Annotated in this window: 10 protein-coding genes and 5 pseudogenes; 10 read left to right on the top strand and 5 right to left on the bottom strand. The window is 63.1% G+C overall.

What is annotated here, in order from left to right:
* The first annotated feature begins 72 nt into the window (after positions 1-72).
* From GT370_RS11440 to GT370_RS11425, 5 genes and pseudogenes are all read left to right on the top strand, one after another.
* Complete coding sequence (locus GT370_RS11440; RefSeq protein WP_008494497.1) at positions 73-1569, top strand: replicative DNA helicase; 1497 nt, start codon at positions 73-75, stop codon at positions 1567-1569.
* Entirely contained in the window at positions 1566-2450 is an 885-nt protein-coding gene (locus GT370_RS11435) for an alanine racemase (protein WP_333489929.1), read from the top strand. The genes GT370_RS11440 and GT370_RS11435 overlap by 4 nt, the downstream gene beginning before the upstream one ends.
* Positions 2354-2635: an alanine racemase gene (locus GT370_RS20865; protein WP_333490073.1), complete on the top strand. Its 282-nt coding sequence runs from the start codon at positions 2354-2356 to the stop codon at positions 2633-2635. Before GT370_RS11435 ends, GT370_RS20865 begins: the two co-directional genes overlap by 97 nt.
* Positions 2632-3416: pseudogene (locus tag GT370_RS11430) on the top strand (MlaE family ABC transporter permease). The gene GT370_RS20865 and the pseudogene GT370_RS11430 overlap by 4 nt, the downstream one beginning before the upstream one ends.
* Positions 3413-4182, top strand: a pseudogene (locus GT370_RS11425) (ABC transporter ATP-binding protein). Before GT370_RS11430 ends, GT370_RS11425 begins: the two co-directional pseudogenes overlap by 4 nt.
* A gap of 6 nt (positions 4183-4188) precedes the next feature.
* Here the strand turns inward: GT370_RS11425 and bioD are convergent.
* A complete protein-coding gene (gene bioD, locus GT370_RS11420; protein ID WP_008494502.1) occupies positions 4189-4833 on the bottom strand; it encodes a dethiobiotin synthase in 645 nt (214 codons plus the stop codon).
* A gap of 93 nt (positions 4834-4926) precedes the next feature.
* Between bioD and bioB the strand changes: the two genes are divergently transcribed.
* The 4 genes and pseudogenes from bioB (at position 4927) to GT370_RS11400 (ending at position 10177) form a co-directional block, all read left to right on the top strand.
* Complete coding sequence (bioB, locus tag GT370_RS11415) at positions 4927-5898, top strand: biotin synthase BioB (RefSeq protein WP_008494503.1); 972 nt, start codon at positions 4927-4929, stop codon at positions 5896-5898.
* 1 nt (position 5899) lies between these two features.
* Positions 5900-7152: pseudogene (locus GT370_RS11410) on the top strand (adenosylmethionine--8-amino-7-oxononanoate transaminase).
* Between the two features lie 53 nt (positions 7153-7205).
* Entirely contained in the window at positions 7206-9164 is a 1959-nt protein-coding gene (locus GT370_RS11405; protein ID WP_270183089.1) for a glycosyltransferase family 2 protein, read from the top strand.
* Positions 9134-10177 carry a glycosyltransferase family 4 protein gene (locus tag GT370_RS11400; RefSeq protein WP_270183088.1) on the top strand — a complete coding sequence of 348 codons (1044 nt, stop codon included), beginning with the start codon at positions 9134-9136 and terminating at the stop codon, positions 10175-10177. The genes GT370_RS11405 and GT370_RS11400 overlap by 31 nt, the downstream gene beginning before the upstream one ends.
* 53 nt (positions 10178-10230) lie before the next feature.
* On the opposite strand, the pseudogene GT370_RS11395 reads toward GT370_RS11400, so the two are convergent.
* The 4 genes and pseudogenes from GT370_RS11395 to GT370_RS11380 all read right to left on the bottom strand — a co-directional run bounded on the left by GT370_RS11395 (position 10231) and on the right by GT370_RS11380 (position 14471).
* A pseudogene (locus GT370_RS11395) lies at positions 10231-11762 on the bottom strand (YifB family Mg chelatase-like AAA ATPase).
* 79 nt (positions 11763-11841) lie between these two features.
* Positions 11842-12597, bottom strand: coding sequence for an SDR family oxidoreductase (locus GT370_RS11390; protein WP_008494508.1), 756 nt, complete (start codon positions 12595-12597; stop codon positions 11842-11844).
* 20 nt (positions 12598-12617) lie between these two features.
* Positions 12618-13445 carry a TIGR01459 family HAD-type hydrolase gene (locus GT370_RS11385; protein WP_008494509.1) on the bottom strand — a complete coding sequence of 276 codons (828 nt, stop codon included), beginning with the start codon at positions 13443-13445 and terminating at the stop codon, positions 12618-12620.
* Positions 13442-14471: pseudogene (locus GT370_RS11380) on the bottom strand (quinone-dependent dihydroorotate dehydrogenase). Before GT370_RS11380 ends, GT370_RS11385 begins: the two are co-directional and overlap by 4 nt.
* A gap of 495 nt (positions 14472-14966) precedes the next feature.
* Here GT370_RS11380 and GT370_RS11375 point away from each other — a divergent pair.
* Positions 14967-16265, top strand: a complete 1299-nt coding sequence (locus tag GT370_RS11375) for a cytosine deaminase (RefSeq protein WP_442865418.1) — start codon at positions 14967-14969, stop codon at positions 16263-16265.
* Positions 16266-16309: the final 44 nt, after the last annotated feature.

Raw genomic sequence — 16309 nt, 5'->3', positions numbered from 1 at the left:
CACCGGGGGCGAGGCTGTATCCATGTCGCCTGCCCTGGCGGGGGGAAGCGACATGGGGTATGAGACAGGCGCATGGACTCCTACGACCCTCCCTCCACCGGCCTGCCCTCGCGTCTCCCGCCCAGTAATATCGAGGCTGAACAGGCGCTGCTGGGCGCGCTTCTGGCGAATAACAAGGCGTTCGAGCGCGTTTCGGACTTCCTGGCGCCCGAGCATTTCGCCGACCCGATTCATGGCCGGATCTTTCAGGCCATCGCGCGGCGGTGCGAGCAAAATCAGGTGGCCGACCCGATCACGCTGCGTGCCGAATTGGAGCACTCCGGCGTGCTGGAGGAGGTGGGCGGCACCGCCTATCTGGCGCAGCTGCTCTCCGCCATGGTCGGCATCATCAATGCCGGCGATTACGGGCGGCTGATCCATGATGCCTGGCTGCGCCGGCAACTGATCGATATCGGCGAGGTGATGGTGAATGACGCCTTCGCCTCGGAAGCCGAGCTGGACGGCAAGGCGCAGATCGAGCGCTCCGAGCAGGCCTTGTTCAACCTCGCCACCAAGGGCGGCGCCGAAGGCAAGGGGATCTCCTTTCACGACGCGCTGGTCGCGGCGATCGAGCTGGCGGAAAAGGCGTTCCGCAACCAGGGCTCGGTCTCCGGCCTGGATACCGGCCTGCGGGATTTGAACAAGCGCACCGGTGGTCTGCATAAGTCGGACTTGGTGATTCTCGCCGGGCGCCCCGGCATGGGCAAGACCGCTCTGGTGACCAAGATTGCCTTCGGGGCCGCCAAGGCGATGCTGAATAATGCCCGGGCCGAGAACCCGAACGCCATGGCCAATCAATGCGTGGCGATCTTTTCGCTGGAAATGAGCGCGGACCAGCTGGCCACCCGTCTTCTGGCCGAGCAGGCGCGGGTTTCGGGCGACAAGATCCGCCGTGGCGAGATCTCGACCAAGGATTTCGACACCTTCGTGCGGGTCAGCCGGGAGATCGCGGATGTGCCGTTGGTGATCGACGATACCCCGGCGATCACCCTCTCCGCCTTGCGCACCCGTTGCCGGCGCTTGCAGCGTACCCAGGGGCTGGGGCTGGTGATCGTGGATTATTTGCAGCTGATGCGCCCGGCCTTGGGCACCAAGCCGGAAAGCCGGGTGCTGGAAATCAGCCAGATCACCCAGGGGTTGAAAGCGATCGCCAAGGAACTGGCGGTGCCGGTGATTGCCCTCTCTCAGCTCTCGCGTTCGGTGGAAAGCCGCGACGACAAGCGCCCGCAGCTCTCGGATCTGCGTGAATCAGGGTCCATCGAGCAGGATGCCGACATGGTGATGTTCATCTACCGCGATGAATATTACTTGGCGCAGCGCGAGCCGAAGATCACCACCTTCGAGAACGAGGCGAAATATCAGGAGGCGCATGAGAAATGGAAGGCGGATATGCAGTCCGTTTACCAGAAGGCCGAGCTGATCGTCGCCAAGCAGCGTCACGGCCCTACCGGCAAAATCGATTTGCTGTTCGAAGGCGAGTTCACCAGGTTCGAAAATCTCGATACCCACCATAATGATGAGATGATGTGACGGCCTTTCTCGACATCGATCTCGGCGCTGTCGTTGCCAATTGGCGGCTGCTGGCGGGGATGACCAAGGGGGAGGCCGCTTCGGTGGTGAAGGCCGACGCCTATGGGCTGGGTGCGGCGCGGGTGGCGCCGGCCCTGGCGGCGGCGGGCTGCACGACCTTTTTTACCGCGCATCTGGCGGAAGCGGTGGCGCTACGGGAAATTCTGCCCGATGCGCGGATTTTGGCGTTGAACGGGGTGGCGCCGCATAGCGCGGCGGCTTTCATAGCGCACAGGTTGACCCCGGTTCTGGGTTCGCTGCATGACGTCGAGCAATGGCGCGCGGCGGCCGGCCGGCTGGAGCGCAAATTGCCGGCCTTTCTGCACCTGGAAACGGGCATGAACCGGCTGGGCCTCTCCGTGCAGGAATTGACGGTTTTGCGGGAGGAGCCGGCGCGGCTGGAGGGGATCGTGGTTGACACGGTGATGACCCATCTCATTGCCGCCGAGATGCCGGATGATCCACGCAACCGCGACCAGTTGGCCCGGTTTCTGGCGCTGGCGGGGCAATTTCCGGGGGCGAAACGCAGCATCGCGAATTCGCCCGGCAGTTTCCTGGGCGAGGCGTTTCATCTGGATCTGATCCGTCCAGGGGCTGCGCTGTACGGGCTCAATACCAGCCCCGCGCAGGCCCAGCCGATGCGGCCGGCGGTCAGGTTGCGGGCGCCGATCCTGCAGATCCATGACATTCAGCCGGCACCTCGGTTGGCTATGGCGGTGCCTGGACCGCGCAGCGCCCGAGCCGGATCGCCACCATCGGCGTGGGCTATGCGGATGGACTGCATCGCAGCCTTTCAAATCGCGGCAGCGCGGTTTTTGACGATACCCCGGTTCCCCTGGTAGGCCGGGTGTCGATGGATCTATCCACCTTCGACGTGACCGACGTGCAGGCCAAGCCGGGCGATCTGCTCACCCTCCTCGATCCGGCCCATGGTCCGGATGCGCTTGGACGTGAAGCGCAGACCATCGGCTATGAAATATTGACCTCTTTGGGGCGCCGCTATGAGCGGCGATATATCGACGCATGACGATCCTGTTGGATGCGGTGGCCTGGCTCGGCGCGCTCGTGCTTGGGGTCGTGGAGTATATCGGCGAGCTGGGGATCTTCGCGCTGCGCGGCGTGTCGCATATGGTCCGGCCGCCCTTTTATCCGCGCCAGCTGGCCCGCGCCTTTATGGAAATCGGTTTTTTCTCGCTGCCGGTGGTGGCGCTCACCGCCTTGTTCACCGGCATGGTGCTGGCGCTGCAATCCTATACCGGCTTTTCCCGCTTCGGCGCGGAAAGCGCCATTGCCTCGGTGGTGGTGCTCTCCGTGACGCGCGAGTTGGGGCCGGTTTTGGCCGGGCTGATGGTCTCCGGGCGCGCCGGTGCGGCGATCGCCGCCGAGCTGGGCACGATGCGGGTGACGGACCAGATTGACGCGCTTTCCACCTTATCCACCGATCCGATGAAATATCTCGTGGCGCCGCGCTTGCTGGCCGCGACCATCGCCTTGCCGCTGTTGGTGATGATGGCCGATATTCTGGGGTGATGGGCGGGTTTCTGGTGGCGACGCAGAAATTGGGCTTCTCCTCCGGTGGGTACCTCACCAGCACATTTTCCAATCTGCAGAGCCAGGATGTCGTCTCCGGCCTGATCAAGGCGGCGGTGTTCGGGTTCGTGATCGCGCTGATGGGCTGCTTTAATGGCTATCGCTCGCGCGGCGGCGCCCAGGGCGTCGGCGCGGCGACGACCTCGGCGGTGGTCTCGGCCTCCATTCTGATTCTGGCGCTCGATTACGTGCTGACACAGGTGTTGTTCGTCAAATGAGCGAGATTAAAATCCGTATCCGGGGGCTGAAAAAGCATTTCGGGGCGAAGAAGGTGCTGGATGGGGTGGATCTCGATATCGCCGCCGGCACCGGGCTGGTGGTGATCGGCGGGTCCGGTACCGGCAAGTCGGTGTTGCTGAAATCCATACTCGGGCTGGTCACCCCTGACGCCGGGGTGATCGAGATTGACGAGGTGGATGTGCTGAAGGCCCCGCCGCGCAGGCGCGGGCTTTGCGTCAGCAGATCGGCATGCTGTTCCAGAACGGCGCCTTGTTCGATTCTTTGTCGGTCTGGGAAAATGTCGCCTTCGGCCCGCTGGCGCAGCGCAAGGTGAGCCGGGCGAAGGCCAGGGATCAGGCCATCGAGGTTTTGGCCCAGGTCGGGCTGGGGGCGGATGTGGCGGGCTTGTCGCCCTCCGAACTCTCCGGCGGCATGCAAAAACGCGTCGGCCTGGCGCGGGCGATCGCCGCGCGGCCGGCGATCATGTTCTTCGACGAGCCGACGACGGGGCTGGACCCGATCATGGGGGCCGTGATCGACGAATTGATCGTCGATTGCGTTAAAAAGCTGGGCAGCACCTCGATCGCCATCACCCATGACATGGCCTCCGCCCAGCGCATCGGCGACAAGGCGGCGATGCTTTATGATGGGCGGATCAGCTGGACCGGCCCGGCGCCGGAGCTGCTGACCACGACCGATCCGGTGGTGGAGCAATTCACCCACGGGCGCGCGCACGGGCCGATCAAAATGGCGCTCAGGAAATAGCCAGCCTCAGAGGCTGAGAGCGAGGGGTGCGAAATCCCCCGTTTGCGCATTCCGGGGAATGGTGACGATGTCGCAGGGCAGGTAGCGGGAGATCGCGGCTGCGGTTTCGGCGGTGGGCACCGGGGCCACCGGGCTTTCATTCAAAAGAATCGCCCGGATAGGAATGTCACGGCGCAACAGGAACTCAGCCGTGGTGATGCAATGGCTGATGCTGCCCAGATAGCTGCCGGTGACCAGCAGCACCGGGAGGTTCAGATCCTTGATCCAATCCGCTGTCATCCGGGTCTCGGTCAAAGGAACCGCCGCGCCGCCGGCCCCCTCGATCAGCGTGGTCCCCCGCGCCAACTCGGCACGGCAGAAGGCGAGCAAGGCCTCATAAGAGATGCTCTGGCCTTCGCGCGCCGCCGCCATGTCAGGCGAAAGCGGGGCCTTGAAGCGCCAGGGGGTGATGGCGGCGATCTGCGCGGCATCAACGGTCCGGCCCATCGCGGCAAGCAGTTGGCCGGAATCGGATTCGGCGGCGTTGCCGTCCTCGAACCCGGATAAGAGCGGTTTGATGGCCCGCAGGGCCGGGTTGGCGCGCAAAAGCCCGGCCGTGCAGAAGGTTTTACCGGTATCGGTGCCAGTGGCGGTGACAAAATAGCCTTTCATGCCGCCTGCACTACCCGAATAGCCGGCATGGGCCACCGGGTCTTTCCTCAGAGTTTGCTTGAGGTTAGTCTGGAGGATATTGCCGCGTCTGGAGTGTTCTGCGCCGTGCCTGAAAGCCATATCGAAATCCGTGCCCGTTGGACCCGCGCCGAGGTGCAGGCCTTGTTGGATCTGCCCTTTCCGGAGCTGCTGTTCCGGGCGATGAGCGTTCACCGCGCGCATTTCGACCCGACGCGCGTCCAGATTTCGACCCTGCTCTCGATCAAGACCGGCGGCTGCCCGGAGGATTGCGGCTATTGCCCGCAGGCCGCCGAGTACGAGACCGGGACCAAGGCCTCGAAGCTGATGGCGATTGAGACGGTGCTGGAAGAGGCGCGCGCCGCGAAGGAGAAAGGCGCTGGCCGCTTCTGCATGGGGGCCGCCTGGCGCAGCCCGAAGGACCATGATCTCGACACGGTGTGCGAGATGATCGAAGGCGTGAAGGCGCTGGGTATGGAAACCTGCGTGACGCTGGGCATGCTGGACCCGTTCCAGAGCCGGAAGCTGAAGGCGGCGGGGCTGGATTATTACAATCACAACCTGGACACCTCGCCCGAATATTACGGCAAGGTGATCACCACCCGGACCTACCAGGACCGGCTGGATACGCTGGATGCGGTGCGTGACGCGGGCATCAATGTCTGCTGTGGCGGCATCGTCGGCATGGGCGAGGATGAGAGCGACCGCGCCGGGCTGATCGCCACCTTGGCCAGCCTGCCGACTCCGCCGGAATCCGTGCCCATCAACGCGCTGGTCGCGGTCGAGGGTACCCCGCTGGCGAAGGCGGAGAGGATCGACCCGATCGATTTCGTGCGGGTTGTCGCGGTGGCGCGCATCACCATGCCGAAGAGCTATGTGCGTCTCTCCGCCGGCCGTGAGGCGATGAGCGACGAGGCGCAGGCGCTGTGCTTCATGGCGGGGGCGAACTCGATCTTCCATGGCGAGAAGCTGCTGACCACCAAGAACGCCACCGTGCCGCGCGATGAGGCGCTGTTCGCCAAGCTGGGTCTGCAGCCGGCGCAGTAAGATGTCCTGGCTGGAGACCGGCTGGCGGCATGTCTGGCTGCCTTATGCGCAGATGCAGACAGCGCCGTTGCCGACGCCTGTGGCGCGCACCGAGGGGGCGCGGATCATCCTTGAGGATGGTCGCGCGCTGATCGATGGCATCGCGAGCTGGTGGACGGCCTGCCACGGCTATAACCACCCGCATCTGCGACAGGAAGTGGCCCGGCAGCTGGAGGCGATGCCGCATGTGATGTTCGGCGGGCTGGCGCATGAAGCGGCGTATAAGCTTTCCACACGTCTCGCCGCACTGATGCCGGGTGACCTCAACCGCGTTTTTTTCACCGATTCCGGCTCGGTCGCGGTCGAAGTCGCGATCAAGATCGCGGTGCAGTCCCGGTTGAATCGCGGATTGCGGGGGCGGACCAAGGTGCTGGCATTCGCCGGCGGGTATCATGGCGATACCATCGGCACGATGGCGGTCTGCGATCCTGAGGAAGGGATGCACAGCCTTTTTGCCGGGCTATTGCCGGACAATCCGGTGGTGCCGCTGCCACGGGATGCCGCCAGCATCGCCGCTTTCGAGGCGCTGCTGGCGCGCGAGCATCAGAGCCTTGCCGCGATCATCGTCGAGCCGCTGGTGCAGGGCGCCGGGGGGATGGTGTTTCACGAGCCTGCTGTGCTGCAGAGGCTCCGCGCGGCGGCGGACCATTATGACCTGACTTTGATTTTCGATGAGATTTTCACCGGTTTCGGGCGCACCGGGAGCATGTTTGCCTTCGAGCAGGCGGGGGTGGCGCCGGATATCGTCACCTTGTCCAAGGCGCTGACCGGGGGACCAGCCCGTTGGCCGCGACCATCGCGACCGACCGGCTGTTTGAGACCTTCCTCTCGGACAGCCCGATGACCGCCTTGATGCATGGCCCGACCTATATGGCGCATGCGCTTGGCTGTGCCGCGGCCAATGCCTCGCTGGATCTGTTTGAAACCGAGCCGCGCTTGCAGCAGGTGGCGGCGATTTCCGTACAGCTGGCGCGCGAGCTGGAGCCCTGCCGGGCCCTGCCTGGGGTGAAGGATGTCAGGGTGATGGGGGCCATCGGCGTCGTGCAGCTGGACGCGATCAAGGACCCCGCCGGGCTGCGCCAGAAGCTGATGGCGCAAGGTGTGTGGATCAGGCCGTTCCGGGATATTGTGTACCTCACACCGGCGTTCACAATCTCGCCGGACGAGCTCTCATGCCTGACCAGAGCCATGTTCAAGGTGCTCTCCGGCGGCTGAGCTGTTTGTTGCGGCTTGCCAACAAGGCGGCGCGGTGCAACCTATGGGCGTAAATGCCGCAAGCCGCTCACCTTCTTCTGCGCAGCGATGCCAAGCTCAGGCCGGCCTGGGCAATGTTCGATCGTGGCTGGTATCTGCATCATTATCCCGATGCGCGGGCATTATGTGTAGATGCCCCTGAAGCGGCGGCGCTGGACTATTATCTTCAGGTCGGGGCCAGGCTGGGGCACAGCCCGTCACCATTATTTGATGAAGCCTATTATCTCGCCAGCAACCCGGACGTGGCGGCGCTGGTGCGATCCGGCCAATACGCGTCCGGGTTCGATCATTACTGCCAGCATGGCTGGCGCGGTGTCTCTCCGCATTGGCTGTTCGACGACGCGCTCTATGCCGAACTTTACGACGATATGAGCCTGGAGAATCTCGAACTTCACGGCTGTTTCGGGCGCTATGATCATTATCTGCGCTCCGGGCAGAGCGAAGCGCGGGTGGGGCATTATCTGTTCGATGCGCCCTATTACCGCGACCAGGCTCTGGCAGCTTCCTGCTCGGCGGAGGAAATCGACGGGCCGGGCCCCTATGTTCATTTCCTGGCCTGTCTGGGCTCTGGCCGTGACGAGTTGGCGCCGTCGATCTATTTCGACCCGGCATGGTATGTTGAACAGCATCCCGTGGCGAAGCAGGCGATCTTGCGCGGCGATTATCTCGCCGCCCTGCATCACTATCTCACCAACGACACGCCGGAGCTGTTCGATCCCGTCCCGCAATTCTCCGAGCGTTTCTATCGCCAGCGTTATCCGGATATTGATGCGGCCATCGCGGCGGGGTTGTACCGCAACGCCTATCAGCAATTCGTCCAGCACGGGTGCTTCGAGTTGCGGCAACCATCGGCCGAGATCGATCTGGCCTATTATCGCGATATGCACAGGTCCGTAAGGGATGCGTTGAACGCCGGATTGTTTCGCGATGCCTTCGCGCATTTCAGGCGCGCCGGGTTGACGGAGGGGCTGGCTTACAGCCCGCCTGTTAAACGCTCCGGGCTGGAGGAGTATCCAGCCCGCGAGGGGTTCATCCGCAAGGCCCGCGCCGATCTCGCTTTGTTTGCCAGGCAGGGGCTGGATTTCTCGTTTGCCGGCACGCCGGATGTCGCAGTGATCATGGTCGCGTATGGGCGCTTTGAGCTGACCATGCGAAGCTTGGCGTCGCTGCGGCAGAATTTTGGGGGGAAGATCCAACTCATCCTGGTCGATAATGCCTCAGAGGATGATACGCGCCGGATCGAGCACTATGTGCGGGGGATGGCGCTGCTCAGAAACCCGCAGAATGTCGGGTTCCTGAAGGCGTGCAACCAGGCCTTGGCGCATGTTGCGGCACCTTGCCTGCTTTATCTGAATAACGACGTTGCGCTGGGATTTGGCGCCGTCGCGTCTGCCATGGCGCGGCTCAGCGCCGCTGCGGATATCGGCGCGGTGTGTGGCAAGATCGTCCGAACCCATGGCTGCCTGCAGGAAGCGGGCTCGATCATCTGGGATGACGGAACCACAAGCGGCTATTTGCGCGGCGAATCCCCGCTCGCGCCGGGAGCCAATTTCGTGCGGGATGTCGATTATGGCTCCGCCGTCTTTCTGCTTTGCCGCACGGCGCTGGTGAAGGCGCTGGCCGGTTTCGACGAAGCCTTCGTGCCGGCCTATTATGAAGATGCGGATTTATGCGTGCGCATGTTGCAGGCCGGATACAGGATTGTTTACGATCCCGCGGTCAGCGTCGAGCATCTGGAATTCGGCAGCGCGGTGACACCGGAAGCATCCATGGCGCTGATGCGGCGCGGACGGCGCATTTTTCGCGAGCGACATAAGGCGTTTCTGCAAGCGCAGCCATCGCCTGGCAGGCAGACCCCGACGCGGGTGCGCGAGAGGAGCGGCCGGCCCAAGCTGCTCTTCATCGAAGATACGGTCCCTTGCGGCGTCTTGGCTCAGGGTTCGTGCGCTCGAATGACATTGTCCACGCGATAGACCGAGCCGGTTACGATGTTCACGTCTTGCCGATGAACGGCGCGCCATATGACGTGATGAGCCTGCTGGGCGACATGCCAGCGCGGGCGGAAGTGCTTTATGACCGGGCGTTCGGCGACATCAAGGCGTTTTTAAGCGAGCGGCGAGAGGATTATCAGCGCATCTGGGTCGCGCGAACGCATAATCTGCGCCGGCTGCGCACGCTGCTCATCGAATCCGGCAATGAGGTGCCGGTGATTCTGGACACAGAGGCGCTCGCCAGTTGCCGCGCTGCGACGAAAGCCGCGATGATGCGAACAGGCTTTGATCTCGACACAGCGCTCCAGGCGGAGTTCGCTGACCTTCCTGATTTGGCGCGTATCATTGCGGTCAATCAGGCTGAGGCGCAGCTCTTACAGCGCGTGCGTGGCCAGACCGTTGAGATATTAGGAACCTACCGCGAGGCGACGCCGACAAAACCCGGATTCGCGGCGCGTAGCGGGTTGCTTTTCATCGGTGCGGTTCATGAAGCGGACGCGCCCAACGCCGATTCGTTAAATTATTATACCCAAGAGATTTTTCCGGTTTTGGCGCAAGCCTCCGTGTCTGCGCCGCTGCTCACTGTCGCGGGATATTGCGCGCCAGGCATTGAACTTGCCGGGTTGAAGATGAGCGAGGGGGTGAGGGCGCTTGGCGAGGTGGCGCAGACCAGGCCGCTTTATGAAGCCGCACGGATTTTCGTGGCGCCGACGCGCTTTGCCGCTGGTACGCCCTACAAAATTTACGAGGCTGCGGCGCACGGTGTGCCTTGCATTGTGACGACGCTTCTGGCCGAGCAGCTTGGCTGGCGGGATGGCGAGGAGGTATTGGCTGTGCCAACGCTCGACGCCGAAGCCTTTGCCAGGGCAATTCTGCGTCTCGACTCCGATGAAGCTTTGTGGACCAGGCTGCGTGCGAACGCCTTGAAGCGGTTGCGCCGGGAGAATGGCATTGCCGCGTTCCAGGCGCGGGTTCAGCAGATTTTAACGCCGTAAGGCGGCAAGAGATTTTTTGCATGCTCGTCAGGGGTAAATCGTCGCACGTTAAGCTAATGGCCGGTGGCTCGAAGGCGCTCAAGGGTGGCTTGTTGTGGCAGCTTATGGCGGTAGGTCAGCGCTTCGGCGATATGAAAACGCTGAGTTTCCTGCGCACCGGCAAGATCGGCGATGGTGCGCCCGACGCGCAGCGCCCTGATCTGGCCGCGCACGGAGAGTTGCAATTTTTCCGCTGCCCGTTCCAGAAATTCGCGCGCCTCGATGGTGGTTGGCATCAGATCCGGACCGGCTTCGGCGTTTGAGCCAGGGCCGTCCTCGCCATAGCGCTGGATCGCCCGGGCCCGGGCCTCGGCGATGCGCTGGGCCACGACCGCGCTGCTTTCCCCTGCCGGGATCCAGCTCATCTCGCGCGGGCTGAGTGGCATTACGCCAATGGTGATGTCGATCCGGTCCAGCAGCGGACCGGAAAGTTTGCTCTGGTAATCTTCCCGCAGCGCGGGGCGCGGCCGCATTCACGCCCGCCATCGCCCAGATAGCCGCAGCGGCAGGGATTCATCGCGCCGACAAGCTGGAATCGCGCCGGGTAGGTGATATGCGCCGCGGCACGGCTGACGGTGGTCTGGCCGGTTTCCATGGGCGCGCGCAGGGCCTCCAGTGTCGCCCGCGGAAATTCCGGCATTTCATCGAGGAAAAGCACGCCGCGATGGGCGAGCGAGATCTCGCCCGGGCGCGCCCGCAGGCCGCCGCCGGCAATCGCCGCCGGACTGGCTGAAAAATGCGGATCGCGAAATGGTGGCCGGGTGACGAGCTGGCCATTGGTGAGCATGCCCGAGACGGAATGGATCATGCTGACCTCGAGCGCCTGGCGCGGGGTGAGGTCCGGGAGCAGCCCGGGCAGCCTTGCGGCCAGCATGGATTTGCCCGAACCGGGCGGGCCGATCATCAGCAGATTATGCCCGCCTGCCGCGGCGACCTCCAGCGTGCGCCGGGCGACATCCATGCCTTTGACATCGGCCAGATCCAAGCTCGGTGCGCCGGCGCCCAGTGTGCCTGGCGGCGGCGGGGCGAGCAGCTGGGTGCCGCGAAAATGATTGATCAAACTCAGCAGGTCCGGGGCGGCGAGAATGGTCATGTCGCCAGCCCAACCGGCTTCCGCACCTTGTGAGGCCGGACAGATCAGCCCCCAACCCTGCCCTTGTGCGGCGATGGCCGCGGGCAGAATGCCGGCGGCGGGATTGAGGCGGCCATCGAGCGACAATTCGCCCAGCGCGGCGAAAGCAAAGAGGTCTTCGGCGGGAAGGATATCCATCGCCGCGAGAACCGCCAGCGCGACCGGAAGGTCGAAATGGCTCCCTTCCTTCAGCATATCGGCCGGGGCAAGATTGACGAGAATGCGCTTGGGCGGGAGCGCCAAACCCATCGACGTCAAGGCCGCGCGGACGCGCTCACGCGCCTCGCCCACGGCTTTGTCTGGCAAACCCACCATGAGAAACGCCGGCAAGCCGCTGGCGATTTGAACCTGAACCTCGACGCGCTGGGCGTCGATGCCGGAAAAGGCGAAGCTGTTGACCCGCGCGATGCTCATGACCTGTCCGCCCTGGAGTTGGGGACAGGTTATGAATGCAATCTATGATTGTCTATAGTTGTTTCGGGTTCGTTGTATTTTAGGCGGGCTGGCGCTTCACCGTCAAAGGTCCGGAAGCCTGGCAAGTCGGCATCATTTCGATCCGGTTGATATTCATGTGCGCGGGCAGGCTGACCAGCCAGCTTGCGGTTTCGGCGATATCGTCCGGGGTCAGGGATTCAGTGTCCTCATACACCTTGGCGGCGCGTTGCTGATCCCCGCCGAAGCGGACCTGGGAGAACTCGGAGCCGCCGACCTGCCCGGGTTCGATATCGGTGACGCGGACATTCCGCCCCACCAGATCCGCGCGCAGATTGAGGGAGAATTGCTTCACGAAGGCCTTGGAGGCGCCATACACATTTCCGCCCGGATAGGGGTAGGAGCCCGCAATCGAGCCGATATTGAGGATCAGCCCGTCATTGCGCTCGACCATCTGCGGCAGGATGGCGCGTGTCATATGCAGGACGCCGGTGATGTTGGTCGCAACCATCGTGTCCCAATCATCCAGCTTGGCCTCCCAGGCGGAAGCCAGCCCCAGGGCAAGACCGGCATTGTTCACCAGCACGTCAATCTTGCGCCACGCCTCCGGCAGCGCGGCGACGAAGCCGGCGACCGCTTTCGTATCGGTTACATCCAGAGCCGCGATGTGAACATGCTCGCCCAGTTCCGCCTTCAGCGCCTCCAGCCGTTCGACGCGCCGTCCGGTGGCGATCACCCGATGCCCGTCCTTGACGAAACGCCGTGCGAAGGTGGCGCCGAATCCGGCTGTCGCGCCAGTGATCAGGATCGTCTTCATGTGTCTGTCCTTTCGGAGGCTTACCAGGAAAATCCTGGCAGGATGGCGGTGGGAGAGAGGTTCGAGGCTGCCGCTTCCGCAGGCGCCTGCTCGGGATGTAGGGCGTGGATGCCGGAGAGAACCCAGCAGCTATCGATGCCGGCGGCTTTCGCGCCGGAAATATCGGTGCGCAGCGAATCGCCGATGGCCAGGGTGCGCTGCTGTGTCGTACCGAGCAAGGCGAGTGTCGGCTTGTAAATTGCCGCATCCGGCTTGCCGCGCTGAATGACGCGGCCGCCCTCCGCCTCGTAAAGCTGGGCCAGATAACCGGCGCAGATGATGCGGTCCTTGCCCTTCATCACTTCGAGGTCCGGATTGGCGCAGATCATCGGCAGACCAGCCTTCAGGCAGGCCTGAAGTGCTGGCTGGTAGAGATCAGGGTTGTGCGGACCCAGCTCGTCATCCGGTCCGGTATTCAAGACAAAATCAGCGACCTCCGGAGAGGCGGCCTCTTCATAATCGAGCGTGTCGAACACGTCCCGGTCGCGGGGCGGGCCGAGATGGTAGAGGCGTTTGCCAAGGGTGGCGAACTCGTCGGTGCGGGTCTTCAAACCCAGATAGACGGCTTCGCCGCTGGACATGACGCCGTCATGCAAGGCCGGTGTGACGCCCATGCTGGCGAGAAATTTGGCAATCCCCGCCGCCCGGCGGGGGGCGTTGGAGAGGAAGACCACGCGTTTACCCGCCGCCTTGAGGCGAGTCAGGCAATCGAGAACGCCGGGATAAGGGGCGAAACCGTCATGCACAACGCCCCAGAGATCGACGATAAACCCGTCATACGCAGCGCAAAGCTCGCCGATTCCGGTCATAATCCTGCTCCCACGGCGTCGGATACGGTGCTGAAGCCGCGGTCCTTCAGCAAGGCCGCGAGCCGGTGTTTGAGTTTTGGCAGCATGGCCGGCCCTTGATAGGCGAAGCCGGTATAGATCTGCACCAGGGAGGCGCCGGCCAGGAGTTTTGCCAGCGCGTCCTCCGCGGTGAACACCCCGCCCGCGCCGATAAAAGTGAGCTGCCGCCCGGCAAGGCGATAGGCGCGGGCGAGCATCGCGGTGGAGGCGTTGAACAGCGGTGCGCCCGACAGCCCCCAGCCTCACGCCGCAGCGGGCTTTTTAGCGTATCCGGGCGCGCGATGGTCGTGTTGGCGATGATCAGGCCGCTCACTTTATGCTGAATGGCGACTTCAATGACGGCTTCCAGCCCCTCCTCCGACAAATCCGGCGCGATTTTGACATAAACCGGCTTCGGGCTGTCGATGCCGGCCAGGATGCCGGCCAGCCGTTCCTCGGATTGCAGGTCGCGCAGGCCGGGCGTGTTGGGCGAGGAGATGTTGATCGTGATATAGTCGGCATGCGGCGCAACCGCCTTGACCAGCGCCGGGTAGTCGCGCTCCGGATCCGCGCCGTCCTTGTTGATCCCGACATTCGCGCCAAGGACGAGGCGGGTTTTGTCTGCCTGTTTCAGGTTTTCAAGATAGGCTTGCAGTCCCTGATTGTTGAAGCCCATCCGATTGATAACGGCGTTGTCCTCGGCCAGGCGAAACAGCCGGGGCTGCGGGTTTCCGGGCTGGGGGCGCGGGGTGACGGTGCCGGCCTCCACAAACCCGAAGCCCAACCGCCCCAATGCCGTGACCGCATAGGCGTTCTTATCGAACCCGGCGGCAAGTCCGATCGGGTTCGAGAGTGTCCGGCTGAAGGCCTGCGTGGAAAGGCAGGGATCGTCCGGCGTGTTGTCGGTACCGACCAGCCCCAGCGCAACGCCTTGAGAGACAGGTTATGCGCGCGTTCCGGATCCAGCTGCCGCAGGAGCGGCATCAATAGAGCAGGGGCGAAGATCATTTGACGTAGACGAGAATGACCTGATCCAGCCCCGCAGTTTTGGCGCCGGTTGAAACGCGCGATGCTGCGACACCGTCTGCGACAATGGCTTTGGCGATGGCCTGCGCCTCGGGGTAAGCCCGGCGAGGGTTTTCGCATCGGTATCCGGGTTGCCTGTGGCCGGTGCCTCGGCGACGACCTGGAATGCGGCATCCGACTTAATCGCCAGGGCCTGGTTGACGGCATTGCGCAGAGGCGCCTGGAAGTCCTGCGTATCCGGCAGAACCGAGACCAGCGGGATGCGGTTGTGAAACGCATCCGCGGCTAAGACGGTTTGTGTATCCGGCCCGCAGGTGTCGGAGAGAAGGTTTGGCGGCCCGGAGGGCGCATGAAGCCAGAACCAGAGCGGATAACAGGACAGGAATGCGGCGCATGGGTCTTATCTAGTCGTGGCATGCTTGCGCGGCAACAAGTGTTAAGGCGATGTTTGCTCTAGGCATACCGGCATAGTGAGGCGTGGCTGATGTTCGATCTGATTGTGCGAAACGCGAATCTGCCCGGGGGCGGAAAAATCTGGATATCGCGATTGCCGATGGGCGGATCGTGGCGGTCGAAGCAGGCGTGCAGGGCGAAGCTGCGCAAGACATCGATGCGACAGGGCGGCTGGTGACGTCGCCCTTCGTTGATTCGCATATTCATCTCGATTCCACCCTCTCTCTGGGGCTGCCGCGAATGAACGAGTCCGGCACGTTGCTCGAAGGGATCGCGCTTTGGGGCGAGCTGAAGCCGCATCTGACGCAGGAGGCGATTTACGAGCGCGCCAGAAAACTCTGCCTCTGGTCGGCGGCGCGGGGCACGCTGGCCATCCGCTCACATGTCGATGTGTGCGACGAACGGCTTTTGGCGGTCGAGGCGCTGCTTCAGCTGAAAAAGGATCTGGCCGCGTGGATCGACATCCAGCTGGTGGCGTTTCCCCAGGATGGTTTCTTCCGGTCGCGTGGTGCCGAGGCCAATCTGCGTAAAGCCTTGAAGATGGGCGTCGAGGTGGTCGGCGGGATCCCGCATTTCGAGCGCACGCAGGAGGATGGGCGTCTTTCGGTCCAGGCCTTGATGAGGATCGCCGCCGAGGCGGGTCTCATGGTGGACATGCATTGCGACGAAAGCGATGACCCGCTGTCACGGCATGTCGAGACGCTGGCCGCTGAGACGCTGCGCCACGGTATGGGAGGCAGGGTCGCGGGCTCGCATCTGACCTCCATGCATTCGATGGATAATTATTATGTGTCGAAATTGATCCCGCTGATTGCCGAATCCGGCCTGTCGGCGATTGCCAATCCGCTGATAAACATAACTTTACAAGGCCGTCAGGACAGCTACCCGAAACGGCGCGGGATGACGCGGGTGAAAGAATTGCTGGCGGCGGGCGTGCCGGTAGCGTTCGGCCATGATTGCGTGATGGACCCCTGGTACGCGCTTGGCAGTCACGACATGCTTGAGGTGGCCGCGATGGGTCTGCATGTCGGCCAGTTAACCTCAATGCAAGAGATTGATGCCTGTTTCGACGCTGTCACCAGTACGCCAGCGAAGATCCTGAATCTGGACGGGTACGGGGTGAGCCCTGGTAGCTGGGGTGATTTGGTGGTTTTGCAGGCGGAAGACGAAATGGAAGCGATTCGGTTGCGGGCCGAGCGGCTTTACGTCATCCGGCGCGGCAAACTCCTGGCGCGATCAGCGCCTCGGGAAAGTCAGGTTTGGTTTGGATCTGACAGGCAGAATGTGGCGTTCACCCGTCAAAATCTCAATCAACTCCGATAAGCCTAGAGTTGTAGAAAGCCGAGTTAAACTTCGGTTCTAGGATC

Origin of the sequence: Acidocella sp. MX-AZ03, assembly GCF_027626035.1 — a bacterium.
GTDB classification, from domain to species: Bacteria; Pseudomonadota; Alphaproteobacteria; order Acetobacterales; family Acetobacteraceae; genus Acidocella; species Acidocella facilis.
This window is presented reverse-complemented; position numbering and strand designations above follow the sequence as displayed.

Excerpts from the sequence above, each read along its gene's own strand:
- GT370_RS11405 (WP_270183089.1), top strand. The coding sequence starts at position 7,206 with ATGCCGCAAGCCGCTCACCTTCTTCTGCGCAGCGATGCCAAGCTCAGG.
- GT370_RS11385 (WP_008494509.1), bottom strand. The coding sequence starts at position 13,445 with ATGACCGGAATCGGCGAGCTTTGCGCTGCGTATGACGGGTTTATCGTC.
- GT370_RS11390 (WP_008494508.1), bottom strand. The coding sequence starts at position 12,597 with ATGAAGACGATCCTGATCACTGGCGCGACAGCCGGATTCGGCGCCACC.
- bioD (WP_008494502.1), bottom strand. The coding sequence starts at position 4,833 with ATGAAAGGCTATTTTGTCACCGCCACTGGCACCGATACCGGTAAAACC.
- GT370_RS11440 (WP_008494497.1), top strand. The coding sequence starts at position 73 with ATGGACTCCTACGACCCTCCCTCCACCGGCCTGCCCTCGCGTCTCCCG.